23 protein-coding genes and 1 tRNA gene are annotated in these 23,357 nt (G+C 63.8%); 7 read left to right on the forward strand and 17 right to left on the reverse strand.

Annotated elements, in window-relative coordinates; translation table 11 throughout:
- Positions 1-8: 8 nt before the first annotated feature.
- Positions 9-575 carry a hypothetical protein gene (locus ABID59_RS13545; protein WP_354083717.1) on the reverse strand — a complete coding sequence of 189 codons (567 nt, stop codon included), beginning with the start codon at positions 573-575 and terminating at the stop codon, positions 9-11.
- Between the two features lie 392 nt (positions 576-967).
- On the opposite strand from ABID59_RS13545, the gene ABID59_RS13550 reads away from it, so the two are divergent.
- Both ABID59_RS13550 and ABID59_RS13555 read left to right on the forward strand, forming a co-directional pair.
- The gene (locus ABID59_RS13550; protein ID WP_354083718.1) at positions 968-1,627 is read left to right on the forward strand and encodes a peroxiredoxin; all 660 of its coding nucleotides are present in this window, start codon (positions 968-970) and stop codon (positions 1,625-1,627) included.
- Between the two features lie 206 nt (positions 1,628-1,833).
- Positions 1,834-2,118 carry a histone gene (locus tag ABID59_RS13555; protein ID WP_354083719.1) on the forward strand — a complete coding sequence of 95 codons (285 nt, stop codon included), beginning with the start codon at positions 1,834-1,836 and terminating at the stop codon, positions 2,116-2,118.
- A gap of 53 nt (positions 2,119-2,171) precedes the next feature.
- Here ABID59_RS13555 and ABID59_RS13560 read toward each other — a convergent pair whose 3' ends face one another.
- From ABID59_RS13560 to ABID59_RS13570, 3 genes are all read right to left on the reverse strand, one after another.
- Positions 2,172-2,915 (reverse strand): hypothetical protein, encoded by a 744-nt coding sequence (locus tag ABID59_RS13560; protein WP_354083720.1) that lies wholly within the window; start codon positions 2,913-2,915, stop codon positions 2,172-2,174.
- Positions 2,916-3,004: 89 nt separating this feature from the next.
- Positions 3,005-3,883: a DMT family transporter gene (locus ABID59_RS13565; protein WP_148750394.1), complete on the reverse strand. Its 879-nt coding sequence runs from the start codon at positions 3,881-3,883 to the stop codon at positions 3,005-3,007.
- Between the two features lie 89 nt (positions 3,884-3,972).
- Entirely contained in the window at positions 3,973-4,419 is a 447-nt protein-coding gene (locus tag ABID59_RS13570) for a hypothetical protein (protein WP_148750393.1), read from the reverse strand.
- A gap of 306 nt (positions 4,420-4,725) precedes the next feature.
- On the opposite strand from ABID59_RS13570, the gene ABID59_RS13575 reads away from it, so the two are divergent.
- The 3 genes from ABID59_RS13575 to ABID59_RS13585 all read left to right on the forward strand — a co-directional run bounded on the left by ABID59_RS13575 (position 4,726) and on the right by ABID59_RS13585 (position 6,693).
- Positions 4,726-4,989 carry a hypothetical protein gene (locus tag ABID59_RS13575; RefSeq protein ID WP_354036586.1) on the forward strand — a complete coding sequence of 88 codons (264 nt, stop codon included), beginning with the start codon at positions 4,726-4,728 and terminating at the stop codon, positions 4,987-4,989.
- Positions 4,990-5,231: 242 nt separating this feature from the next.
- Positions 5,232-5,501, forward strand: a complete 270-nt coding sequence (locus ABID59_RS13580) for a hypothetical protein (RefSeq protein ID WP_354036588.1) — start codon at positions 5,232-5,234, stop codon at positions 5,499-5,501.
- A gap of 226 nt (positions 5,502-5,727) precedes the next feature.
- Positions 5,728-6,693 carry an AraC family transcriptional regulator gene (locus ABID59_RS13585; protein ID WP_354084052.1) on the forward strand — a complete coding sequence of 322 codons (966 nt, stop codon included), beginning with the start codon at positions 5,728-5,730 and terminating at the stop codon, positions 6,691-6,693.
- A 170-nt stretch (positions 6,694-6,863) separates the two neighbouring features.
- Here the strand turns inward: ABID59_RS13585 and ABID59_RS13590 are convergent.
- From ABID59_RS13590 to ABID59_RS13600, 3 genes are all read right to left on the reverse strand, one after another.
- Positions 6,864-6,940 (reverse strand) — tRNA-Arg (locus ABID59_RS13590).
- A gap of 157 nt (positions 6,941-7,097) precedes the next feature.
- Entirely contained in the window at positions 7,098-7,613 is a 516-nt protein-coding gene (locus ABID59_RS13595; protein ID WP_354036591.1) for a hypothetical protein, read from the reverse strand.
- Positions 7,614-7,776: 163 nt separating this feature from the next.
- Positions 7,777-8,319, reverse strand: a complete 543-nt coding sequence (locus ABID59_RS13600) for a hypothetical protein (RefSeq protein WP_354083721.1) — start codon at positions 8,317-8,319, stop codon at positions 7,777-7,779.
- A 152-nt stretch (positions 8,320-8,471) separates the two neighbouring features.
- Between ABID59_RS13600 and ABID59_RS13605 the strand changes: the two genes are divergently transcribed.
- Positions 8,472-8,858, forward strand: coding sequence for a VOC family protein (locus ABID59_RS13605; RefSeq protein WP_148750387.1), 387 nt, complete (start codon positions 8,472-8,474; stop codon positions 8,856-8,858).
- A 50-nt stretch (positions 8,859-8,908) separates the two neighbouring features.
- Here the strand turns inward: ABID59_RS13605 and ABID59_RS13610 are convergent, their stop codons facing one another.
- Positions 8,909-9,406: a hypothetical protein gene (locus tag ABID59_RS13610; protein WP_148750386.1), complete on the reverse strand. Its 498-nt coding sequence runs from the start codon at positions 9,404-9,406 to the stop codon at positions 8,909-8,911.
- Positions 9,407-9,668: 262 nt separating this feature from the next.
- Between ABID59_RS13610 and ABID59_RS13615 the strand changes: the two genes are divergently transcribed.
- Entirely contained in the window at positions 9,669-10,019 is a 351-nt protein-coding gene (locus ABID59_RS13615) for a GrlR family regulatory protein (RefSeq protein WP_354036594.1), read from the forward strand.
- Between the two features lie 8 nt (positions 10,020-10,027).
- Here the strand turns inward: ABID59_RS13615 and ABID59_RS13620 are convergent, their stop codons facing one another.
- From ABID59_RS13620 to ABID59_RS13660, 9 genes are all read right to left on the reverse strand, one after another.
- A complete protein-coding gene (locus tag ABID59_RS13620) occupies positions 10,028-12,715 on the reverse strand; it encodes a PAS domain S-box protein (protein ID WP_354083722.1) in 2,688 nt (895 codons plus the stop codon).
- A gap of 90 nt (positions 12,716-12,805) precedes the next feature.
- On the reverse strand, positions 12,806-13,720 hold the full coding sequence (locus ABID59_RS13625; RefSeq protein WP_354083723.1) for a DMT family transporter: 915 nt from the start codon (positions 13,718-13,720) through the stop codon (positions 12,806-12,808).
- Between the two features lie 78 nt (positions 13,721-13,798).
- Positions 13,799-14,593, reverse strand: a complete 795-nt coding sequence (locus ABID59_RS13630) for an NUDIX hydrolase (protein WP_354083724.1) — start codon at positions 14,591-14,593, stop codon at positions 13,799-13,801.
- 4 nt (positions 14,594-14,597) lie between these two features.
- Positions 14,598-15,551 carry a dihydrodipicolinate synthase family protein gene (locus ABID59_RS13635; RefSeq protein WP_354083725.1) on the reverse strand — a complete coding sequence of 318 codons (954 nt, stop codon included), beginning with the start codon at positions 15,549-15,551 and terminating at the stop codon, positions 14,598-14,600.
- 72 nt (positions 15,552-15,623) lie between these two features.
- Positions 15,624-16,502 (reverse strand): SDR family oxidoreductase, encoded by an 879-nt coding sequence (locus ABID59_RS13640; RefSeq protein WP_354083726.1) that lies wholly within the window; start codon positions 16,500-16,502, stop codon positions 15,624-15,626.
- A 165-nt stretch (positions 16,503-16,667) separates the two neighbouring features.
- Positions 16,668-17,528 carry a MaoC family dehydratase gene (locus tag ABID59_RS13645; protein WP_354083727.1) on the reverse strand — a complete coding sequence of 287 codons (861 nt, stop codon included), beginning with the start codon at positions 17,526-17,528 and terminating at the stop codon, positions 16,668-16,670.
- Positions 17,529-17,660: 132 nt separating this feature from the next.
- Positions 17,661-18,071, reverse strand: coding sequence for a Zn-ribbon domain-containing OB-fold protein (locus ABID59_RS13650; RefSeq protein WP_354083728.1), 411 nt, complete (start codon positions 18,069-18,071; stop codon positions 17,661-17,663).
- Positions 18,071-19,228 carry a thiolase family protein gene (locus ABID59_RS13655; protein ID WP_354083729.1) on the reverse strand — a complete coding sequence of 386 codons (1,158 nt, stop codon included), beginning with the start codon at positions 19,226-19,228 and terminating at the stop codon, positions 18,071-18,073. The genes ABID59_RS13650 and ABID59_RS13655 overlap by 1 nt, the downstream gene beginning before the upstream one ends.
- Before the next feature lie 380 nt (positions 19,229-19,608).
- Positions 19,609-23,100 (reverse strand): indolepyruvate ferredoxin oxidoreductase family protein, encoded by a 3,492-nt coding sequence (locus ABID59_RS13660; RefSeq protein ID WP_354083730.1) that lies wholly within the window; start codon positions 23,098-23,100, stop codon positions 19,609-19,611.
- Between the last annotated feature and the right edge of the window lie 257 nt (positions 23,101-23,357).

Here is a 23,357-nt window from a genome sequence, read left to right on the forward strand (position 1 = left end):
CTTAGTTCTTACATTCCAATGTCGAACACGTTCGGCAATTGGCCCGCCAGAGGCAAGGCGGTGGCGCCCAGGAAGGTCGCCACCATCGCCATCAGGCGACGGTTGTTGTGACGCTTGCCGCGCATCTGGCCGGCGATCCACTCCAGCATCTCGCTGTTGACCTTCGAGGCATAGGCCGGTGCCCAGCTCTCGATGTCCTGCACCAGCGCGACGTTGCGCGGCGGCACCTTCAGGCCGGAGGCGCTCGCGGCGTAATGGGCCACGGCCTTGGCAAGCAGATCGTCGAACCGGCCACCATCGGTGCGCTCGGTCGCGGCCTCGTTGATCTCAAACAGCGCTTCGGCTTCGGCGCGGCTGACCGGCTGGTCGTTGACGGCGGTGGCGGTCAGGATACGGACGCACCAGGCGGTGTCATCGGCATCGAGCGAGCGGGAAAAGTGCACCCGGCCCTTGGTGGTCGGGCCTTCGCCCGTGATCACGCCGTCGCGCACGATGGAGAGCGCATGGGCCGCGGTATCGCGGCAGGATGGTTCGAGGGACGGCGACTCAACTGATTTAGGCGCAGCGGCGGACATAGTTCACTTCCAGATTTCTTCTGATCGACCAGCATTTTCATGCGGGCGTAAAGGGGTGGTTAACGATTCGATATGGGGATCGCGACTTTTCTCAATGGTTGCCGATTAGTCGCTATGAGGACCGTTTCGGTTCCGGAGAGCGTCGGGCGAGCGTGATGCGGGTCATAAAAGGCTTTATCGGGGCAATCCAGCCCCGTCATCCCGGGTCGAGATGCTTCGCCGCAGGTGCCCCTGTAACAGAAAGATGCTAGGAGATCGGCTCTTCAGAGAAGGAATTCACATTTTACTTGAAGCGGTTCACTTGGCGTTCACTTGGCCTCGCCGAGGCCCTATAATGATGCTGACGGCCAGACAGTAATTCCCAAGCAAATTCAATGCGATGAGGTAGAACCATGACACTTCCGATCGGCACCACCGCACCCGACTTCGAAGCCGAGACCACCGAAGGGAAGATCAAGTTCCACGACTGGATCGGCAACAGCTGGGCCCTGCTGTTCTCGCACCCGAAGGACTTCACGCCGGTTTGTACGACGGAGCTCGGCGCTCTCGCCAAGTTGAAGCCGGAGTTCGACAAGCGTGGCGTCAAGTTGATGGGCCTCTCGGTCGATCCGGTCGACCGCCATTCGAAATGGTCGGAGGACATCAAGGAGACGCAAGGCGCCGCCCCGAACTACCCGATGATCGGCGACACCGATTTCAATGTCTCGAAGCTCTACGAGATGCTGCCGGCCTCGACCTCGGGCGATCCCCTCACCCGCACGCCGGCCGACAACCAGACCGTCCGCAACGTCTTCATCATCGGGCCGGACAAGAAGATCAAGCTGGTGCTGGTCTATCCGATGACCACGGGCCGGAATTTTCAGGAAATCCTGCGCGTGATCGACTCGCTCCAGCTCACAGCGAAGCATCGCGTCGCGACGCCGGCCGACTGGTCGCAGGGCGAGGACGTCATCATTGCGGGCTCGGTCTCGAACGACGAGGCCAAGACCATCTACCCGCAGGGCTGGAAGGAACCGAAGCCCTACATCCGGATCGTGCCGCAGCCGCAATAAGGACCGTTATCCGGTCACACGATCCGCCACCAACGGACCCGCGGTTGACGAGACCGCGGTCACCACCGCGCCCCAGCAACCGATCCTCGATCATGCCAAGGGACGCGAGCGCGCGCTCGCCGCTTCCGCAAAGGTTGAGCGTTGCTTTGACACTATTATGAAACCCGCTATCGTCATCGCTCCATGCAAACCGTGGGGGACACGATATGGACGACGATAAGCCAATCACCGAGCAGGCGATGCAGACGATCACCAGCGCCGTGGACGTGACCAAGGACGCCACAGTCACCGCCGCGAAGAAGGTGAAGAAGGCCGCCAAGAAGGTTGCGAAGAAAGTCGCGCCGAAGAAGGCTTCCAAGAAGAAGGCCAAAAAGGCCGCCAAGAAGTCGTCGAAAAAGGCAGCCAAGAAGTCCGTGAAGAAGACGGCCAGGAAAGCAGCCAAGAAAACGGCCAAGAAAACGGCGAAGAAGAAAAAGAAGGCCAAGCGCTGATCGCAGCGCGTCTCCGGGTGCGGGCGCGCCCGGAGACGTCTCCTCTACAGGCCCTACCCTCTCCGCTTCGACGCGCGCCGGCCCGGGTGGTGCTTTCCCTTCGGATCGCGAAATTCGCTGCGATGGCCGCGCCGGTCTTCGGCGTTGAAGCGCCGCCGCTTTGCGGGTGAGCCGAACGCCTTGATCACCTTCCTCCCGTTGACCTTCTTGATGACATAGCCACCCTCGGTCATCGAGAACGGCGCCTTCAGCGTTCCCTTGTGGTCGAACTTGGTGCCGCGGGGATGCTTGAATGGCTCGAACCAGGACGGATAGACGAAGTTCGACATCGGCAAGCCGTCGACGTCGAAGGAATCCTCCTCCACGGCGTCGCAGACCTCATAGGCATATTGGGTGTTCGGATTCTTGTCAGCCCAGAGATTGGCCATGGGGTCGAGCACCATCTCGAACAGCTCGTGCGACGCCGCCACACTGATCGGCTCCTCACCCAGTGCCTTGACGAAGATCTTGGAGATCGGCTGGCCGCGATGGGTCAGCTCATGGCGCCCGAGCATGTTCTTGTGCAAGGCATCGTCGAAATAGACCAGTTGCCAGTCGGTGGCCTTCGGCTTGCGCGTGACATAGAGGTCGACCGGATAGCCCCACACCGGCAGGAAATGCTTGTCGTAACACTTCTGGAGCGCCGCGGTGAGCTGGCTCATCTCACGGTCGTTGATCGACTCCCTGGCGTAGTTGATGCAGGCAATCCGAACCGGCTTCAGGGATCTGCCGAGCAGTGCGCGCTTCGCCTTCTTCATGGAAATCACCGCGTGAAAGGGAAACTGAAATGCGGCAAGCCTAGCACGAACGCGGCCTGCACGTCAGGGATGTATTCCGGCAGCGGCGCCTACGAGCCGAAGCGCCGGTTGACCACGAATACCGCGGCCGCGCACATCGCCATGCCGGCGATCGCCAGCGCATCGAGCTTCTCGCCGAACAGCAGATAGGCCATCAGCGCCGTGACGGCCGGCACGAGGTAGAACAGGCTCGCAACCGACGTCGCAGCGGCGTGGCGGATCAGCCAGTACAAAAGGCCTATCGATCCGATCGAGAGGGCGACCGCAAGCCAGCCGAGCGCGAGCACGAACTCCTGCGTCCAGTGCACGACACGATCTTCGAACAGGAAGGCGCCGACCGTGAAGAAGATCGTGACGGCCACATACTGGACGAGGTTGCCGGCGCGCCAGTCGATGTGGTTGCAATAGCGGCGCTGATAGAGCGTGCCGAGCGTGATGCTGATCAGCGAGACCACCGAAGCGAGCCAGCCGAGCCCGGCCTCGCCGGTCATGGGGCGGTTGTGCAGGATCAGCGCCACGCCGCCAAGACCGAGCAGCAGTCCGCCCCATTGCACCGGCGTCACCTTCTCGCCGAGCCAGCGGTTGGCGATGGTCGAGGTCAGGATCGGCTGCAGGCCCGGAATGAGCGCGGAGAGTCCCGCCGGAATCGAATGGGCGATCGCAATCGCGGTGCCGCCGAGATAGAAGCCGTGGACGAGAATGCCGGCGACCGCGCTGTGCGCGATGCCGATGCGATCGGGCCATTTCGGACGGGCAACGCCTGCAATGATCGTCATCAAGCCGACCACCACCGCCATGCGGATGGCGAGGTAGGTCAATGGATCGGCGTTGTTGATGACGTATTTGGTGCCGATGAAACCGGTGCTCCAGAGCAGCACGAACAGCACCGGTGCCGCCCTTGCGGCCAAATGATCTTGATTATGATTCATTGCCGTCCTCATTGCCCGAGCGGGGGCGGTGCGGCAATGCGAATTTCGGATGCTGCGCTGCGAGGAAGACGACGGCTCAGATCAGCCGATCACCATTCTTCCGGACAGGGATCGATGATCTTCCAGAGCTCGACCCCGTTCTTGATCTTCTTCATGTCGGTGGTGAGTCCGCCGTTGCGGCGGATCCAGTCCTTCACCGTATCAGGATAGTACGACATCAGGTCGGACGTCCCTTCCGCACTGGTGATCTTCATGCCGAAGGTGAAGGCCTTGTCGTAATACGCCTGGTGGAAGCCGAGGCTAGCGCGCGGCGTCACGCAGATCTTGTTCATCGGCACGATGCCGAGCACCAGCGTGCAGGCCGAGTTGCAGATGCCGTCGATGATGACCCGCTCGCCCTTGTCGCGAACGCGCTTGTACCTGACCTTGTACTCCTCGACGTAACCGCCATGGTCACGCGTGATATGCAGCTCGGCGCGCGCTGGCGTGGCAGCAGCGACGAAGAGCAACAGCAGGCTGAGGAGCGTGATGCGCATGGCGGCGTGACGACGAAACCTTGCAGGAATGAACCGGCCTCGAAGAGCCCCCAAAGGAAAACCCCAGGACGCCGGCGGAAGGAATCTTAAACCGAATTCTCTTTGGCCATACTTGTGTGGGGAATTCGTTAAGCATCCCCAAAAGGCCAAAAATGGGCAGGCTTCGAGCCCAGTTCCGGCAATTCTGTCACACCCACCGGGGAATCTGCTGGATTTGCCCCGATTTCCGGGCCTGGGACGGGTGCCCCGGCGGCCCGAAATGGCTATAGATGGCAGACTTAGTCGCGCGGGTTCCGGAGAATCGAGATGAGCAAGTTGAAGCTTCTAGCCGCGGTTGCTGCCCTGTCGGCCGCAATCCTAGCCCCTGGTCTTGCGGAGGCACGAGGACACCACCGGTACCATCGCTATTACGCCAACCCACTGCCCTACCAGATCAGCTATCTGCACAATTACGGGCCGGGTATCACCCCCGGCACCTTCGCCTTTTACGATGGCCCGTCGACCAACCACTGCTATCAGAGCGCGGCCGCCTATGTCGGCCAGGATGGCCGGCGGCACCCCTGCTACTGAGGGGAGCCGCGGCGGCGTCTTGCGGCGGGCTGTCTAACCGAGGGCCCCTCGACAGCAGCACCTGCTTCTCGATTTCATAGACCAGCAGCTTGACGGGTCCTTGCCGACCTCGCTCCCGGAGCGCGTGGCATCGATCGTCCGGAGCGCGCCGCTCGCCTTTCATCAGTATTACATTTCGGTTCTGCCACAATTTGATCAGAACAACTTCGATATTCTGTATTGCGTAAGTGGAGAAAGACATCATGAAGCTGAAGATCGGCCTCGTCGCCGCGTCCCTGTTCGGTGCCATCGCGGCATCGCCGACGGCATCGGCCATGCCCGTTGCGCCTGCACCTGCGACGCCGCAGGTCTCCGACGTCGAGCAGGTCCGCATGGTCTGCAACGCCTGGGGGCGCTGCTGGTGGCAGCCGAACGTCTACGGCTACGGCCCCGGATATTATGGGCCGCCGCGCTATTACGGTCCCCGCTATTACGGACCGCGTTATTATGGCCCCCGCTATCGCCGCTGGTAAGATTGAAGGGGCCCTCGGGGCCCCTTCGCTTTTGCGAAAAGACCTCACCACCGGTCAGCCGATGAGCCGAGACCGTTGACGGTGACATCGGTCTGAGAGCTCCTCGTGGCATGATGTCCGCAATATTACGGCACTGAATCCTGTTTACTGAATCGTCGTGTTTCGCCATTGATGGCCATGTACCAACGTTCATTTTATTGTCACATTGCAGCATCCGGCCAGACGCATGTTCTTCGACGCTCTCGCCCCCTCCTCCGCGCTCCAGCTGACCCGGTTTACCGACGTCGACGCGTTTCGACCGGCTGAGTCGCTGGAAGACGCCCGCAGCATTCCGCTCGACGTCGCCAATTTCGCAGCCGCGCGGGCAATCGTGAACTTGCCGGCATGCAGGATTATCGTCGCGAGATCGTTTGCGCGTATCCTTGACACCGCCTACCGCGCGCCGGGCGGCATGGTGATCCTGCCGATGAGCGATGATCTGCGCGCCAGCTCAAGCGGAATGGATATCGACTCGCGCTTCTTCATTGCCCTGCGTGGCTACCATGACTGCCACTTCGTCGAGCCCCAGATCAATCATCATGCGCTCATCATGTTCTCGCCCACGCTCAGGGATCGCGGATGGTTCGATCGAGCCGACGCATTGCGGCTTCGCATCGCAGACCCCGCCGCTCATCTCTACGCGCGGCAGCTAGTGCAAGACATCCTCAGGACCGCATCGGTCGCGCCGCAGATGTTCGAGACCACGGAAGCCGCCGCCCATCTCCAGGAGGGGCTGCTGCTCGCCTTCGATGACCTGTTTCGAACGAATCCGCTGTCGGAGCGTAGCGCCCCGAATGCGGGCGCGCGATCTGCCAGGCTCGTGCAGCGGATCGACGATTACGTCGCTGCCTATCCGACCTCCCCGATCTATACCGCCGAGCTTGCTGGTGAGTTCGGCGTCTCGATCCGGACCCTCGGCGGTGCTGTGGCCAAAGTGCGCGGCATGAGCCTGCATCAATACATCCGCCTGAAGCGGCTGTGGGCTACCCGCACGCAGCTTCTCAGGAGCGGTGGTGCGTCGGTCGCCTCGTGCGCGCGCGCCCAGGGCTTTCATCACCTCGGCGAGTTTGCCGCAGCGTACCGGACGACCTTCCACGAAGCGCCCTCGGACACTCTCGCGCGGGCCCGGCAAACCGGTCTTCCGGCCAACTGATCACAACCACATGGCGCGGTGCCTGCCCTGGCTCGCCCGTGAGGCCGCTTCGGAACCCGTTCCTTCGAGCCGCGTTGGCCGGTCCGAGCAATGCGCCGCCAACCCCAGGGCGAGGACTTGCAGAATCGGTCAGACCTGAAGGCTCTGGCACGGTCTGGACACCGCTTGAATGGCGCGCTCGGAAGGATTCGAACCTCCGGCCCTCGGAATCGAAATCCGATGCTCTATCCAGCTGAGCTACGAGCGCCCTGATGACCCCGCGTATTGGGCCACAAACCGAAGCGTCGCGGACATAGGCTGGGAGGCCAGCTGATCTGCGACGCTCGGATCGGTACGAATTAGCAGAGAGGTCGAACAATAAAAAGCCCTCCCCGCCTTTATCGAGGCAGGACAGAGGCGCGCTGTTACCAGGTCGTGTTGAAAAGACCGAAATGCGGCTGCTGTGCGACCAGCATCATCGGCTGACCACGCTGAGGCGCCGGACGCGCCCGGGCCACCTTGCGCTTGCGCTGGGCTGGGACCTGAACTTGCTGAGCCTGGGTCGTCTGAGCCACCTGACCCTGCGGCTTGGCGTCGACCTTCCTGGCCGCCGCCACGTCGCCCTTCGGCGTAAACTGAGCAAAGGTCTCGCGCACCCGCGTCTTTGCCGACATGTCAGCCAATACGTCCGCCTGCGCGGTCGGCTGAGGTGCCGCGACGGCAGCCGTCTTCGTCACCGGCGCGGCAACGGTCGGCTGGCTGGTGTCGAGCACGACGCGTTCGGGCGGATGGCGATCGGACCGGATCCGGATCAGCGGCTGATCGTAGCTTACACCCGCAACGACCTGCGCAACCGGCGACGTCGGCCAAACGAAATCAGCCACGAACAACAGGGCGAGCAGAGCTCCACCGACGAACATGAAATAGCGAAAGATGGGCATTGGCCGCGCTCCGCCCCCCGCATCCCCGCGTGGACTAACCGCCTTAACAGGCGATCCTTTAATTGGTTCCTAGGCCCAGCCGTTCGGTTCAAATGGCAACGCCAAGTTTTTCCACCAAGGGGCAAGGACGGTAACTTTTCCGCTAGCGGAATGTGGGGGCCCTTTAGGCGCGCCGCGCCGTCACCAGCGAGCACTTCGCCTGATCGGCGTTCACGTTGACGAATCCGACGGGGACGCGCGCAAAGGTCTTGCGACTCTTCATGCCGACAATATCGGCCAGCACACGGCTGCGGTCGGTCAGATGGCTGCCGTCGCGCCGCATGAAGGCGCAGACGATCTCGACATCTCTTACGGCATACTCATTGTCATTTCGCACGGTAAACGTAACAAGTGCCTTCGAGCCGAGTCCGCCGCGCCGCCAGGTCTGCGATGAGATCGTCATCCGGTCGAGCCCGGCCGCCTCCGCAGTGGAGGTATCTGAGGCGGTTGTCGGGGGAGCTGGATCGATGCTTGCCAGCGCCAATTTCGTAGGCTCGCCTTCGGAGGGCGGCATCAGCAGCCAGAGGGCACCGCCAACCACGAGCATGGCCAGCAGCCACAACAGGCCTCGCTTGAGCCAGACACTAGTTGGGGGCTGGCGCCGCGGCGGGTCCTCGCCATTGCCAGCGAAGCTTCCCCGTCCGATCCGGCCAAACCCTGCGTTCATGGGTGCGTCACTCGCCTCCTTCCTCAATCCGTGAGACGAACTAAGGTTCCCGCAACCGCGCGAATCTCGGATAGGAGCCACGGTAGCGATCATCGATCGGGATCGCTAACATGCGCTGCAACACCGCGAAGGCCCTATCGGGAGGAATTGAAATGCCAGTCGTCGTCACCTGGGATCACATCCATCTGCGCAGCCCCGATCCGGAAACGACCGCGGCCTGGCTGCGCGATATCCTCGGCGGCGAAATCGTGCGCGCGCCGGGACGCATCGACGTGAACCTGGGCGGCGCAAGGATCTTCATCGCGCCGCTGGAGGGCGAGAGCGCCGTCAACCCGCCGCCCCCGCACCCCCATCAGGGCCTCGACCATTTCGGCCTCACGGTGAAGGACATCGACGCCGTCGCCGCCGAGATCAAGGCCAAGGGCGTGGCGTTCACCCGCGAGCCGACCACGATCCGGCCCGGCGTCCGCATCTGCTTCATCCGCGGCCCCGAAGGCATCTCCATCGAGCTGCTCGAGCGCGACAAGAAGTATACCTGACGCAGCGCCGCATCTGAGATCGAGGATAAGCCGGGTGCGCTATCGCCCGGCTAAGTCATGCTACCTGGCATAAAGCAGCGGATCGTGACGCCCATGTAGCCGTAGATCGGCCAGACCATGGTGCGTCCGACCCGATTGGGCTCAGAGATCACGGCCTCCTCGGGCACGTCGACCCAGACGAGCTCTTGCTCCCGGCCCTCGATCACGTAGCCGAGGCGCGGGATGCGGACACGGTAGTGCCCGTCCTTGCTCTCCCAATCGGAATCCGAGATCGCGGAGCCGTCGGCATCGGAGCAGCATGGCCCCTTGCCGCTGCGCAAGCCGTCGAACCAGGCTTTCAGCTCTGTACTGGTGTTGACAAACTGGCCGCGATCGCGTGCGTGCCCAATCGGGGCAACCAGCGCGATCAGCGCCAGCGCGCAAGCAAGACTTGCCGCGCTTCGCCACCGTGTGGGACGGCCGATCCGCCGTCGTTGTGTTTCGCAATTCGTGGGACGCGCACTGTACAGATGCGGCTCATCGCCGCCGGAATCGATCCAGTTGCTCACGTTCGTCTTGCTCCAGCACCCCGCGGCCAGTGCAACGATGGTTATGCATTTCGCGGGCCAACTCTGATTCGCAACGACTGGCCTCGCTGTAGGATGAGACCGTCATAACCGCGTCACACACAAGCTGGGACAATTACGGTTCGCGTGCCGGCACGGGACACCACCGCCGGCAAAACTGCCGCGTTGCGCGAGGGGTTGCGCTTTGGCATAAAAGCTTCACTGGTTACGCCATTGGGCGATGGCGGCCGGCCAACGGGACGTTATGAAGAACGGCCTCTATTCGATTCACGTGACCCTGCTCGACGGTCGAGTCGGCAAGGGCAGCGGCGTGATTCTTTTCCGCGACGGCCAGATTCTTGGCGGCGATGCCTATCTCTATTACACCGGCAGCTACAAGGTGAAGGACAACACCTTCAAGGGCGAGGTGCTGGTGCAACGGCACACCTCCCCGCGCGGCGACGACAATCCTCTGTTCGGCGGCCCAACGGCAGTCGGCATCGGCGTCAGCGGCACCTTCACCGATACGCGGGGTGATATGACGGGCACCGCTCTCGTCGGAAAGGCCAGCCAGATCTTTGGCGCCACCCTGCACAAGCTCGCCGATATCGATTAGCCGGCCGACTATTCCGCAGCCTGCTCGAGCGGTGCTGTGCGCGGCAGGATTATCTGGATGCGCGTCCCCTCGCCCGTCTCGGAATCGAGGTCGAGCCGCCCGCCGAGTCGGTTCGTCACGATGCTGTAGACGATGTGCAATCCGAGACCGGTGCCACCCTGGTCGCGCCGCGTCGTGAAGAACGGATCGAAGGCGCGGCGACGCACGTCGAGCGACATGCCGCAGCCATTGTCAGCGACGATGATCTCGACATTGTCCTTGCCGGACTCGCGCACCCGGATGTCGATGATCCCCGGACGTCCGTCCGGAAAGGCGTGTGCCACCGAATTCAGGAACAGATTCGTCAGCACCTGGCCGTACGGGCCGGGATAGCTGTTCATGGTGAGGTTGGGCTGGCACTCGACGTTGAGCGTCAGGTTCTGTTTGCGCAGGCCCGGGCGCAGGCTCATCACCACCTGCTCGGTGAGGTCGGCGAGATCGAAGCTGCGCTGGTCCGAATAGTTGCGGTCGGCCGCGACCTGCTTGAACGACTGGATCAGCTCGGCTGCGCGGTTGAGATTGGAGACGAGCTGCGAGGACGCGTCGCGGCTGGTGTTGAGATAGTCGTTCAGTGTCGAGCGGCGAAGCTCGCCGCGCTCGACTTCGGCGCTGAAGATCGCGGTCTTGCGTTCCAGCGCAGAGGCAACCGTGAGGCTGATGCCGACGGGATTGTTGACCTCATGCGCGACGCCGGCGACCAGGCGGCCGAGGGCCGCGAGCTTCTCCGCCTCGATCAGCGAGGCCTGGGTCTCGCGCAGATTGCGCAGCGCGGTCTCGGCGGCGTCCTTCGCCTTCCGCATCTCCTGCTCGCCACGCTTGCGCTCACCGATGTCGAGCGCCACGGTGACGATCCGCTCGATCTCGCCCTCGGCATCAAGCAGCGGTAGCTTGTTGACCAGCCATTGCCGCATGTTGCCGGAGGAATCCTTGTACTCCTCCTCGTAGAAGCCGAGACCTTTGCGGAAACTGAGCACGCGCTTGTCGTTCTCGTCGGTCTTGGCGGCGCCATAGCGCGACATCAGGTCCGCGGTGGTGCGGCCGAGCGCGTCACCGGGCTCGATGCCGAAGATGCCGGCCATGTAGCGGTTCATCAGCACGTAACGCAGGTCGCGGTCCTTGACGTTGATGACGGCGGGCACGGTGTCGATGACCTGCTGGAGCAGGCGGCGGCCTTCGGCGATGGCGTCTTCCGCCCGCTTCTGGTCGGTGATGTCGCGCAGTGTGCCCTCGTAGCGGACGATCCTGCCCTGCTCGTCCCGCACCCCGGTTGCGCTGTCGGAAAGCCAGAGAACATTGCCGCTGCGCTGGCGCACCTGATATTCGAACTCGCGCACCATGCCGTCGCGGTGCATCAGCCGCTGATACTCGACGCGCGCCTCGGGATCGACGTAGATGGTGTGGGCGATGTCGTTGATGCTGTCGATCAGGTGCTGCGGGCTGTCATAGCCCATCATCCGCGCCAGGGCCGGATTGGCGTTGAGTAGGTCGCCGGACGGCGTCGTCACGTAGATGCCGTCGACCGAACCCTCAAACAGTTTGCGATAGCTTTCCTCGGCCAGCCGCTGCTCGGTGAGCGCTCGCACGGCTGCCTCTCGTGCGGTGTCGGCTTCTTCCAACGCGCGACGGAACACCTCTGCCGCACGTGCGATGTCGCCGATCTCGTTGTTGAGATCGGCCGACGGGATCGACGTATTCTTCTCGCCCGCCGCAAGGGCACGAATGGAGCGCGCGATCTGGGCCAGCGGACGCACCGTCCGGCGCACCACGAAGCCCGCGGCGAGGATGCCGATCAACACACCCATGCTGCCGAGCACGATGCTCTGCCAGCGCGCCTCCGCAAGCGTCCGGGCGAAATCGCGCGACAGCACGTGGCCGCGGCGGTCGCTGACGTCACGGAGCAATTCGGTGACGCGGCCGATCAGCCGGCCCTCGGTTCCCAGCACCTCGCGGTCGATATCGGCGATCTGCCGTTCGCGGACAGCGACCGCGACGAGGGCATCGGCGTAGTTGCTCACGGCCGCCTTCAGCCTGCTATCTGCGATGTCCATCGCCAGCATGCCCTGCGCGGCCTGTTCGGCCGCGGACGGGTTGCGTGCGAGCAGCCCGAGCGCGATCCGGCTCTGCGCCTCCGACAGGCGGGCGGCGAGATCGCGGTCTCCGCTTTCGGAGACCGCCGCATCGAACTGATCGCGCAGCGGCGGCAGCCCGGCGAGCAACTGCGCACGGCGATCGATCAGGGTCGAGATCCGCTCCAGCCCGCTGCGGTAAGTCGCTAGCCGCTCGGAGACGCCGTCGATCATGTCCTGCTGTTCAGGGGCAAGATCGATACGGGTCTTCTTGAGGATGTCGCTCAGGGTCGAGGCGGCCTCGCCCACCTGCTTGAACTGGATTCCGGCACCGGGATCGGTGACGAAGTCACGCGCGGCGAGCCGCAGGTCGTTCATGCGGCGGTCGATGTCTTCCGCCAGATCGCCGACGCTTTGCAGCCGCTGCAGCTCGGCGAAGGTGGCGTCGATATGCCGGATCGCGATCACGCTGGCGGTCGAGGTGACGATGATTACCGCCAGCACCAGAATGAAGCTGCCGAACGTCATCTGACCGATCGACAGCGAAAACGATCGATTCGGCGGCAGATTCGGTGGCGTTTCGACGGGCATTGGGGCGGAACCGGACTCCATACACCCCTAATATACGCTGTATCGCGGCTCCGGGGGAACATGCCTCCGACATTGGGAAGCAGTTGTTTTTCATGATGGTTTAACAACAGCCGGGCGCCGAGCCGGGACCGTCATGGCGGCAACGCCGAGGACGACGCAGGCCAAGCCAATCCAGGCGGTCTGGCTCAGGGTTTCCTCCAGGAAGGCGACGCTGATGGCGACCCCGATCGGGACACGGAGATAGGCCTGGGCGGTGGTTCCGACCGAGCCGAGGGTCTGGATCAGGCGGAAGTAAATGGCGAACGCCGCTGCGGTCGAAAACACCGCCAGCGCGAGCAGCGCCAGGACCGAGCTCAGCGAGGGCGATAGTGCCCAGGGCGCTTCGAGCACGAGCGAGGCCGGGATCAGCACGGCCGCGCCCGCCAGCAGCGAGCCGGCCGCGGGCGCCAAGGGATCGAGGCTCTTGAAGCTCCGGCCGAAGATCGCAGCGCAAGCGTAGCAGATGGTGGCGGCAACGATCGCGGCTTCCGCGACGAGGCCGCTGCCGATGTCGTGGAGCGCATCGACGCCGACGATCAGCAGGATGCCGGCCATGCCGGCCACCACGCCGAACTGTTTTCGCGGGGTCGTGGCCTCATGGCGGGTGACGACCGCGGTGAGCAGGAAAGTGAAGATCGGGCCGGCCGAGTTGAGGATGGTAGCCAGCGCAGCATCGACATGGCGCTCGCCCCAAGCGATCAGCGTCCAGGGGATGACGCTGTTGAGCACGGCCTGGAACGCGAAGCGCTGCCAGGTCGCGACGTCCCTGGGAATCCTGATGCCCCTCACCCACATGACGACGAGCAGCAGCAGGCCTGCGATCGTGGTGCGCGCGGCGACCAGCGTGACCGGCGGGATGGTGGCGACGCCAAGCTTGATGAAGGTGTAGGACCCGCCCCACAGCGTTGCGAGCGCGACCAGCAGCGCCAGCTCGACGGCGACATTTGTGTCCTGCCGGTTATCCATGGCGCGCTCCGTCCAGCTTTCAGTGGATGGAACATACAGCGGCCACAGGCGCAATAGTTCGTCGTACGTCGAACTGTGTCAGCCGACCGCGCCGACCTCGAACACTTCGCCGTCATAGCCGGCCTCGCGGGGGATGCGGAGCTGGCGGCCGCTCTCGGTCTTGGTCATTACCGGCATCACCGTGACGATCGACATACCCTTGGCATGATCTAGCGCGGCGCTCACGCTGCCTTGCTTGGCAAGCCGGATCAGGTTGCGCGTGGTCGGGAACGGCAGCTTGAAGCGGCCGCTTTCGCCGCCCTCCACAGCCTCGCGTGCCGACACCCAGATCGAGTCGGTAGACTCGCGGCCGTCATGCGCGCCGAGCTGGTCGGGCGGCGCTGCCGCGAGGAAGAACCAGGTGTCAAAGCGCTTCGGCATGCCTTCCGGCGTGATCCAGTGCGCGTAGGGCACGAGCGTGTCGAGCGCGAGCTGGAGGCCGTTGTCGGCCAGGATGCTCATGAAACTGATCTTGTGCTCGTTGAGCGCGACGCGATGCGCATCGGCGATCTCGCCGGCGCGCCTGGCATCAACGGGCGTGTTCGAGCCCTTCGACCGCGCCAGCAGGATACCGCTTTCCTCAAACGTCTCGCGGATCGCGGCGATACGGAAGCCGCGATCGGATTCGCTCAGGCCCTCGCCGCCCGAACAAAGGTCGGCGCGGGCGACAATCTCGTTGTCGCCGGCATCGACACTGCCGCCGGGAAACACCAGCGCGCCCGAGTTGAACTCGATCTGATGATGGCGGACCATCATGAAGACCTCAACTTCCTTTGCTGCGTCGCGCAGCAGAAGGATCGTCGACGCGGGACGCGATGCTGATGTCTCGGGCATTCAACTAACCTGCGGCACTCGATTGCGGGCCGAGATTGGCGCGCTTGTCGACGCGGGCGACGCGCGACAGCAGGTAGTCGACCTCCGCCTTCGCCGCCGGCGTGATGGTCGCGCCGGGCTTGCGCTGGGCGCTGGAGGCGATGATGCCGCGCTTCTGCAGCACGTGCTTGCGCACGGCAAGGCCGGCACCCGGCTGCTGCTCGTAGCGGATCAGCGGCAGATGCGCGTCGAACAGATCATGCGCGGCATCGCGCTTGCCGGCCTTTGAGAGGTTCACGACGTCGATCAGAAGCTCGGGGAAGGCGTAGCCGGTCATGGCGCCGTCGGCGCCGCGCTCCATCTCGAAATCCAAGAAGAGACCGCCATTGCCGCAGAGGATCGAGAGCGGACGGAGCGAACCGTCCTTCTGGAAATTGCGCAGGGTCGAGATCTTTTCGAGACCCGGCCAGTCCTCGTGCTTGAGCATCACACAGTTCGCATTGTCGGTGACGATCTTGCGGATCACGGCCGGCGTGAACACCACCTGCAAGGTCAGCGGATAGTCCTGGAGCACCCAGGGCACGTCGGGACCGATCGCCTCGGCCGCCTGCTTGTAATAGCCGATGATCTGGTCGTCGGTGCGGAGCGAGGGCGGCGGCGCGATCATGACGCCGGCGGCGCCCGCGTCCATCGAGGCCTTCGCCAGCGCGCGCATGGTGGCAAAGCCCGGCGCGGAGACGCCGACAATCACCTGCATTGTCTTGGCGCGCTTGACGAAGCGCACCGCCACCTGCTCGGCTTCGGCCGCATCGAGCTTCGGCGCCTCACCGAGGATGCCCAGCACCGTGACGCCGTCGCAGCCGACCTCCTCGTAGAAATCGGTCAGGCGGTCGATCGAGCGCTCGTCGATCCTTCCGTCATCGTGGAACGGCGTCGGCGCGATTGCGAAGGTGCCCTTGGCGTCGGCGGTGAGTTTCATCGTCTTACCTTGTCTCTCTCTATTCGTCATTCCGGGATGGCCCGAAGGGACAGGCCCGGAATGACAGTGTGGCTAAAACCGCCGCGCACCCATCTTGATCTGCTCCTCGGAGAAGAAGATCTCCTTGGCATGATCGGCGATGTCCTGGGCGTTCCAGCCCGAGTGCGGCGGTTTCCAGCCTTCCATTTCCATCATCCGCATTTCGCGCACGCCGCGGGGCCCGGACACGCCCAGCACCTTGCCGGTCTGGTCGCCCGACAAATCGCTGACCATGTATAGCACGGCCGGCGCGATGCCGTCCGGCCCCAGCGCCGCGCCGGGGTTCTCCTTATAGCGGGGCAGGTCTGCGGTCATGCGGGTCAGCGCGCCCGGGGCCAGCGTCCAGACCCGGATGTTGTACTTCCGGCCCTCGATCGCCAGCACATTGGACAGGCCCCAGATGCCGCCCTTGGCCGCGCCGTAATTGCTCTGGCCGAAATTACCGATCAATCCCGAGGTCGAGGAGGTGTTGACGATGACCCCGCCGCCGTTCTCCCGCATCCAGCGAAACACCGGCATGGTGCAACAGAAGGTGCCCTTCAGATGCACCTTGATGACCTTGTCCCAGTCGGACTCGCTAGCCTTGGCAAAGGTCTGGTCGCGCAAGATGCCGGCATTGTTGACGAGGATGTCGGCGCGGCCGAAGTGCTTGATGGCGTCGTCGAACACCGACTGGCCGCCTTCAATGGTCGAGATGTCGGCACCATTCGCGACCGCCTTGCCGCCTGCCGCCTTGATCGTGTCCACCACAAGCTGCGCCATCGACTTGTCGGCGCCGGAGCCGTCGCGGGGCCCGCCGAGGTCGTTGACGACGACAGAGGCCCCTTCCCGCGCGAACAGCTTTGCATAGGCTTCACCGAGCCCCCCGCCCGCGCCGGTGATCAGCGCAACCTTGCCGTCGAGTAGTCCCATGGTGGCTTCTCCCTGCTTTTGTTGTTTTGTGTCCCGGACGCGATGCAGCGTGAAACGCTGTTTCGCAGCGCCGGGACCCAGTTCTTCCTTGGGCGGCTCTGGGCCCCGGCTCAGCAGCGCACCGCTGAAGGAGCGCTGCGCTGCGTCCGGGGCATGAGAGTCCCCCTAACCTAAGACCGTCTTGCCGTTCTTGATCACGGTGACGCCACGCGACTTCACCTTGGCTTCGAACGAGATCGTGTTGCCGTCCTTCCAGAGCTCCATGGTCACGGTCTCGCCGGGATAGACCGGCGAGGAGAACCGCGCGACGTGCTGGCGGAACGCGCTGGCGTCGTAGTCGGCATAGGTCTGCAGCACGCCGCGGCAGGTGATGCCGTAGGTGCACATGCCGTGCAGGATCGGACGCGGGAAGCCGGCCTTCTTCGCAAACTCCGGATCAGAATGTAGCGGATTGCGGTCGCCGCAGAGGCGATAGATCAGCGCCTGGTCGGGGCGCGTGACGATGTCGATGGTCTTGTCGGGCGCGCGCGAGGGGATCCTGTGCGGATCGGGCTGGGTCAGGTTCGGACCGCCGAAGCCGCCATCGCCGCGCGCGAAGCGCGAGGCAACCAGCGTGGCGAGCTTCTCGCCCTTCTCGTTCTTCAGCACGGTCTGGTGGCTGATGACGACGCCCTTATCCTTGCCCTTGTCGTAGACCTCGACCACGGAGGAATCGGCGGTGATGTTGGCGGCGACCGGCAGCGGCTGGTGGAAGGTGATGTCGCGCTCGCCGTCCACGACCATGACGCGGTTGAGATTCATCTCACCCGGGCCCGAGCCCCACGCGGCGACGGAGGCGAAGGTCGGCACCACCTTGAGCGGCCGCGGCGTCAACGTGCCTTCGTTGACGAAGGCGAGCTCGTTCTCGTCCATGGGATCAGCGCCGAGCCCGATGCCGTAGGCGTAGAGCATGACTTCGCGATCGCTGTAGACATATTTCTGGCCGATGTTTTTCAGGCCTTTGAGTTCTTCGTATCTGGCGGACATTTTGTTGGTTTCCTCCCGGTGGTTTCTCATCCTCATGGTGAGGAGGCGCTCTTGCGCCGTCTCGAACCATGAGGATGCCCGAAACGCTTCTTTGTCGTGGCCATCCTTCGAGACGCTTGCTTCGCAAGCTCCTCAGGATGAGGACCGTGCTAGCTGGGCCGGCGTGAAGAACGGCAGCGGGGCGCCGTCGGTCGGCTTGAACACCACCTTCACCTTCTGGCCGATCTTCAGCTTCTCAAGATCGCAGTCGACAAAATTTGTCTGCACCGACGGGCCCTCCTTCAGCGTGACGTAACCGATCGCATACGGACCGGTCGGCGACTTCCGCATCAGGCTCCAGGTGTAGATCGTGCCTTCGCCCGAGGCCTCTTCCCACACCGTCTTGTCGGAATAGCAGAACGGGCAGATCGAGCGCGGGAAGTAATGCGCTTCGCCGCAGGCCGTGCAGCGCTTGATCATGAACTTGCCGCGGCTGGCCGCGTCCCAGAACGCCGCCGTCTCGGGGTTCGTGACCGGGGCCGGATATTTTTTTGCATCTACCATCACACGCGCTCCAGAATGGCCGTCGAGGCGGCGTGGCGAACGCCCAAAAGGCCGCCGGTGCCGTGGGCGATGGCGAGATCGCAATTCTTGACCTGCACTTTCGGATGCGCCTCGCCGCGCAGCTGCCGGACGGCCTCGATGATCTTGGTCATGCCGCCGCGGTTGACGGGATGGTTGCTGCAGAGGCCGCCGCCGTCGGTGTTGAACGGCAGCTTGCCGACGCCCGAGATCAGGTTGCCGTCGGCGACGAACTTGCCGCCCTCGCCCTTCTTGCAGAAGCCGAGGTCCTCGAGCTGCATCAGCACGGTGATGGTGAAGCTGTCGTAGATGGAAGCGTATTTGATGTCCTTCGGCGTGATGCCGGCTTCCTCGAACGCGCGCGGGCCGGACCAGATGCCGGCGGAGTAGGTGAGATCGAGATCCTTGCCGCCGCGCGGACCCTTCATCGCCTCGCCATGACCGATCAGCTTGACCAGCGGCTTCTTCAGGCTCCTGGCGATCTCGGGCGTCGTCACGATCAGCGCGCCGCCGCCGTCGGAGACGACGCAGCAATCCATGCGATGCAGGGGATCGGAGATCAGCGGCGAGTTCAGCACGTCCTCGACGGTGACGACGTCCTTGAGCATCGCATGCGGATTGTATTGCGCATGATGCGAGGCCGCGACCTTGATCCAGGCGAGCTGCTCCGAGGTGGTGCCATAGTCGTGCATATGGCGCATGGCACACATGCCATAGGCATTGTGCGTGGTCGCGCCGTAAGCGGACTCGAAATCGGCTTCCGCGCCGGCCGCGCGCGGCGGCATCGCGCCGGTGCGCGGCTTGCCGGCGAGCGTGATCAGCGCGATCGAGCACTTGCCCGCCGCGATCGCCTCAGCCGCGTGGCCGAGATGGATGATGTAGGAACAACCGCCGGTCTCGGTCGAGTCGACGTGGCGCAGCTTCTTGGTGTTGAGGCCGAGATAATCGACCATCGGCCAGGCACCGCCGGGCGCGTCGCCCGCGCAGAAATAGCCGTCGACATCGTCCTTACTGAGCCCGGCATCCTCGATCGCGCCCTTCGCGACCTCGGCGTGAAGCTGGGCAGTGGATTTGTCCGGCGCATGCCGGGTCGGGTGTTCGTAGATCCCGGCAATGTAGGCCTTGCCCTTAATGGTCAAAACAGAGGTCTCCGCTCGCGTTTCTTGTTGCTTCGTTTTTCTGAACCGCACTGGGCGGATTGGCAAGCGCGGAAATATTCCGTCGGGCGAGAGGGTAGCGGGTTGGCGCAAGTGAGGTGGCAACGGGCGCGGAGCTGCGCTCGCAATGACGGACACCACAGTCAAAACCCTAAAGGTGTTTTGCCCGACGGCACAAGCGATTTTCTTTTTATCGGAACAACCATATTGGTCGAAAACAACCCCATGCACCGTAGAACGGTGGTTGATTTCAAACAGGAAATCGTAGGGTGGGCAAAGCGAAGGTGCCCACCTCTTCAGACCGCAATGTTGGTGAGATGGTGGGCACGGCGCTTTGCGCCTTTGCCCACCCTACGAAGCCCCTACTCCGCCGCGATCTGCCTCGGCGCCGGCGGCGGGCTCGCCAAATCCGCGGCGAGCTGGGCGTAGCGGGCCTTGGCGTCCGCCACCGCCTTCTCCTTCACCGGACCGTAGCCGCGGATGCGGTCCGGCAGTGACAACAGCTCGACCGCGGTGTCGATCGTGAGCGGCGACAGCAGGCCGAGCACGGTGGCGACGTCCTTCTCGTAGCCTGTGATCAAATCGCGCTCGAGCTTGCGGTCGGCGCTGCGGCCGAAGATGTCGAGTGCCGTGCCGCGCAGGAACTTGAATTTTGCCAGCACGCGGAATGCCTTCAGCATCCACGGGCCGAAGGCACGCTTCTTCGGGCGGCCGAGCGCATCGACGCCGCGGCTGAGGATCGGCGGGGCCAGGTTGAAGCTGAACTTGAAGTCGCCCTCGAACTGGTCGCGGAGCTGTTTTTCGAAGGCGCCATCGGTGAAGAGCCGCGCGACCTCGTACTCGTCCTTGTAGGCGAGCAGCTTTGCGTAGTTGATCGCGACCGCACGCGGCAGCGCCTCGTCGTAGCCGCCCTGCTTGGCGGCGTCGCTGACCTGATCGACCAACTTGCGATAGCGTTTGGCCAGGCGGCCGTTCTGATAGGCGGCGAGATGCTTGGCGCGGTGCGCGATGACCTCGTCCAGCGTCATGGCATCCAGCGTCTTGGGCGCGACCACCTCGTCCGTTCCCTTCAGCATCTCGGCGAGGCGCGCGGGGTCCGCGACCGCAAGGCGGCCGAGGCGGAAGGCTTCCTTGTTCATCTTGATCGAGACGCCGTTGACCTCGATCGCCTGCTCGATCGCCTCCGCCGACAGCGGCAGCAGGCCCTTCTGATAGGCAAAGCCCATCATCATCATGTTGGTGGCGATGCTGTCACCCAGCAGCTGCTCGGCCGGCTTGGTGAAGTCGAAGAAGACGGAGTCCTTGTGTAGCGCCGTTTCCAAAAGTCCGTTCAGCTTGCGGGTCTGGAAGTTGAAGTCGCGGTTGAGGACGAAATCGGCAGTCGGGATGACGTGGCTGTTGATGATTCCGCGGGTGCGGGTGGTGTCGCAGAGCGAGATCGTGTCCTTGGCGACCGCGACCACCTCGTCGGCGGCGAGCACGACGTCGGCGGTGCCGGTGACGATGCGCGAGCACGTCACTTCCGCCGGATGATCCGAGAGGCGGACGTGGCTGAGCACCGCGCCGCCCTTCTGTGCGAGGCCGGACATGTCGAGGATCATCGAGGCCTTGCCCTCGATATGCGCGGCCATGCCGAGCAGTGCGCCGATGGTGAGCACGCCGGTGCCGCCAACGCCGCCGACCGCGATGTTGTAGGGCTTGTCGAGCGTCGGGCGCGAGGCCGGCTCCGGCAGCGCGCCGATGTCAGCGAGCTCGGCCGGCGCGCGGTGGCGCGGCGCGCCGCCATCGATGGTGACGAAGGACGGGCAGAACCCCTTGAGGCATGAATAGTCCTTGTTGCAGGACGACTGGTTGATGGCGCGCTTGCGGCCGAACTCGGTCTCCAGCGGCTCGACCGAGATACAGTTCGACTGCACCGAGCAGTCGCCGCAGCCCTCGCACACGGCCGGGTTGATCATGACGCGGCGCGCCGGATCCTCCATCAGGCCGCGCTTGCGGCGGCGGCGCTTCTCGGCGGCGCAGGTCTGCACGAAGACGATGGCCGAGGTGCCTTTGTAGTCCCGGCACATCTTCATGACGTTGTCGAGCTCGTCGCGGTGATACTTCTTCACGCCGGGTGCGATGGTGTCGGCCGGATAAGTGTCGGGCGCTTCCGAGACCAGATAGATCTCGCGAATGCCCTCGGCATGGAGCTGGAAGGTGATCTGCTGCGGCGAGAGATCGCCGTCATGACGCTGGCCGCCGGTCATGGCGACGGCGTCGTTATAGAGGATCTTGTAGGTGATGTTGGTCTTGGAGGCGACCGCCTGCCGGATGGCGAGAAGGCCCGAGTGGAAATAGGTGCCGTCGCCGAGGTTGGCGAAAATGTGGTTCTCGTTGGTGAAGGGCGCGATGCCGACCCACGGCACGCCCTCGCCGCCCATATGCGTAAAGGTCTCGGTCGAGCGGTCCATCCACAGCGCCATGAAGTGGCAGCCGATGCCGGCCAGCGCGCGGCTGCCTTCGGGGACTTTCGTCGATGTGTTGTGGGGACAGCCGGAGCAGAAGTAGGGAGTGCGGGAGACAGGCGCTGTCGCCTGCATCTGGGTGGCCTGGCGGCCATTGAACCAGTCAGCCTTGGCGCGGAGCATCTCCGCGATTTCAGGATTGAGATTAAGTCGAAGGAGACGTTCGGTGAGCGAGGTCGCAAGCGAGGCGACGCTGAGCTCGGCCGAGAAGGTCAGGAAGCGCTTGTCGTGCTCGTCCATCTTGCCGACGATGCGCGGACGGACGTCATCGCGCCAGTTGAACAGCTCCTGCTTGACCTGGTTCTCGACGATCTCGCGCCGTTCCTCGACGATGAAGATCTCCTCGAGCCCGACCGCGAATTGCCGCACGCCTTCCGGCTCCAGCGGCCAGGGCATGCCGATCTTGTAGAGGCGAAGACCGATCCTGGCGGCGACCTGCTCGGTAATCCCGAGCTCGCGCAGCGCCTGGCGGACGTCCTCGTAGCTCTTGCCCGAGGCCATGATGCCGAAGCGGGCGTTCGGCGAATCCATGGTGACGCGGTTGACCTTGTTGGCGCGCGCAAAGGCGATCGCGGCAAAGCCCTTGTAATCCTGCAGGCGCCGGTCCTGCTCGAAACGGTCGTCGGGCCAGCGCAGATTGAGCCCGCCGGGCGGCAGCTCGAAATCGGGTGGGATGATGAAAGGCTTCATCTCGTCGGTGAGGTCGATCTCGGCGGTGGTCTCCACCGTCTCGGTGATCACCTTCATGCCGACCCAGCACCCCGAATAGCGCGACATCGCGATACCAAGCAGGCCCATCTCGATCATCTCGTGGATGCTCGAGGGATAGAGATACGGCATCAGCGCCGAGATGAAGGCGTGGTCGGACTGATGCGGGACGGTGGAGGATTTTGCGCCGTGGTCGTCGCCGGCGAGGCACAGCACGCCGCCGTTCTTGGCGGAGCCGGCCGCGTTGCCGTGGCGAAACACGTCGCCGCTGCGATCGACGCCGGGGCCCTTGCCGTACCAGATACCGACGACACCGTCGTATTTGGCGCCGGGCGAGAGGTTGAGCTGCTGCGAGCCCCAGACGGCGGTCGCCGCCAGATCTTCGTTCACGCCGGGCTGGAACTTGATGTTGTACTGCTCGAGATGCTTTCGCGCCGCGACGAGCTGCTGGTCGTAGCCGCCGAGCGGCGAGCCGCGGTAGCCGGAGATGAAGCCCGCGGTGTTGAGGCCAGCGGCACGGTCGCGGCGGATCTGGGCCATGGGCAGGCGGACCAGCGCCTGGATGCCCGTCGTGAAGATATGGCCGGTGTCCTGGGTGTATTTTTGATCGAGACTGATCGGACCCTGGTTGATGCCCATGTTGTCCTCTTTGCCGCCCTGCTCAGGCCTTGCTCATTAAGCCGTTGCCTGCCCGTCGTTTTTAGCTAGGGCGCGCCGACCACCGCCGCCACTCTATGTCGGATATTTGACGCGGCGCATCACAAATCTGGGCCTTCGGCGGCGACGGGAAAAAAACGCAATTTCGTGGCCGGAAAGGCATGGCGATTTTCAGTTTGTGTCACCATGGCCCGGCGTCGCGAAACGACGTGCCGCCCGTATGATGCGAATGGGCTGAT

The sequence above is a fragment of the Bradyrhizobium sp. S3.3.6 genome, from assembly GCF_040546905.1.
Classification (GTDB): domain Bacteria; phylum Pseudomonadota; class Alphaproteobacteria; order Rhizobiales; family Xanthobacteraceae; genus Bradyrhizobium; species Bradyrhizobium cytisi.

Bases quoted from the DNA above. Each gene is read 5' to 3' on its own strand.
- ABID59_RS13550 (WP_354083718.1), top strand. From the start codon at position 968: ATGACACTTCCGATCGGCACCACCGCACCCGACTTCGAAGCCGAGACC.
- ABID59_RS13615 (WP_354036594.1), top strand. From the start codon at position 9,669: ATGAAGAACGGCCTCTATTCGATTCACGTGACCCTGCTCGACGGTCGA.
- ABID59_RS13585 (WP_354084052.1), top strand. From the start codon at position 5,728: ATGTTCTTCGACGCTCTCGCCCCCTCCTCCGCGCTCCAGCTGACCCGG.
- ABID59_RS13600 (WP_354083721.1), bottom strand. From the start codon at position 8,319: ATGAACGCAGGGTTTGGCCGGATCGGACGGGGAAGCTTCGCTGGCAAT.
- ABID59_RS13545 (WP_354083717.1), bottom strand. From the start codon at position 575: ATGTCCGCCGCTGCGCCTAAATCAGTTGAGTCGCCGTCCCTCGAACCA.
- ABID59_RS13595 (WP_354036591.1), bottom strand. From the start codon at position 7,613: ATGCCCATCTTTCGCTATTTCATGTTCGTCGGTGGAGCTCTGCTCGCC.
- ABID59_RS13605 (WP_148750387.1), top strand. From the start codon at position 8,472: ATGCCAGTCGTCGTCACCTGGGATCACATCCATCTGCGCAGCCCCGAT.
- ABID59_RS13620 (WP_354083722.1), bottom strand. From the start codon at position 12,715: ATGCCCGTCGAAACGCCACCGAATCTGCCGCCGAATCGATCGTTTTCG.
- ABID59_RS13555 (WP_354083719.1), top strand. From the start codon at position 1,834: ATGGACGACGATAAGCCAATCACCGAGCAGGCGATGCAGACGATCACC.
- ABID59_RS13630 (WP_354083724.1), bottom strand. From the start codon at position 14,593: ATGCCCGAGACATCAGCATCGCGTCCCGCGTCGACGATCCTTCTGCTG.
- ABID59_RS13560 (WP_354083720.1), bottom strand. From the start codon at position 2,915: ATGAAGAAGGCGAAGCGCGCACTGCTCGGCAGATCCCTGAAGCCGGTT.
- ABID59_RS13660 (WP_354083730.1), bottom strand. From the start codon at position 23,100: ATGGGCATCAACCAGGGTCCGATCAGTCTCGATCAAAAATACACCCAG.
- ABID59_RS13575 (WP_354036586.1), top strand. From the start codon at position 4,726: ATGAGCAAGTTGAAGCTTCTAGCCGCGGTTGCTGCCCTGTCGGCCGCA.
- ABID59_RS13625 (WP_354083723.1), bottom strand. From the start codon at position 13,720: ATGGATAACCGGCAGGACACAAATGTCGCCGTCGAGCTGGCGCTGCTG.
- ABID59_RS13645 (WP_354083727.1), bottom strand. From the start codon at position 17,528: ATGTCCGCCAGATACGAAGAACTCAAAGGCCTGAAAAACATCGGCCAG.
- ABID59_RS13635 (WP_354083725.1), bottom strand. From the start codon at position 15,551: ATGAAACTCACCGCCGACGCCAAGGGCACCTTCGCAATCGCGCCGACG.
- ABID59_RS13580 (WP_354036588.1), top strand. From the start codon at position 5,232: ATGAAGCTGAAGATCGGCCTCGTCGCCGCGTCCCTGTTCGGTGCCATC.
- ABID59_RS13570 (WP_148750393.1), bottom strand. From the start codon at position 4,419: ATGCGCATCACGCTCCTCAGCCTGCTGTTGCTCTTCGTCGCTGCTGCC.
- ABID59_RS13640 (WP_354083726.1), bottom strand. From the start codon at position 16,502: ATGGGACTACTCGACGGCAAGGTTGCGCTGATCACCGGCGCGGGCGGG.
- ABID59_RS13565 (WP_148750394.1), bottom strand. From the start codon at position 3,883: ATGAATCATAATCAAGATCATTTGGCCGCAAGGGCGGCACCGGTGCTG.
- ABID59_RS13650 (WP_354083728.1), bottom strand. From the start codon at position 18,071: ATGGTAGATGCAAAAAAATATCCGGCCCCGGTCACGAACCCCGAGACG.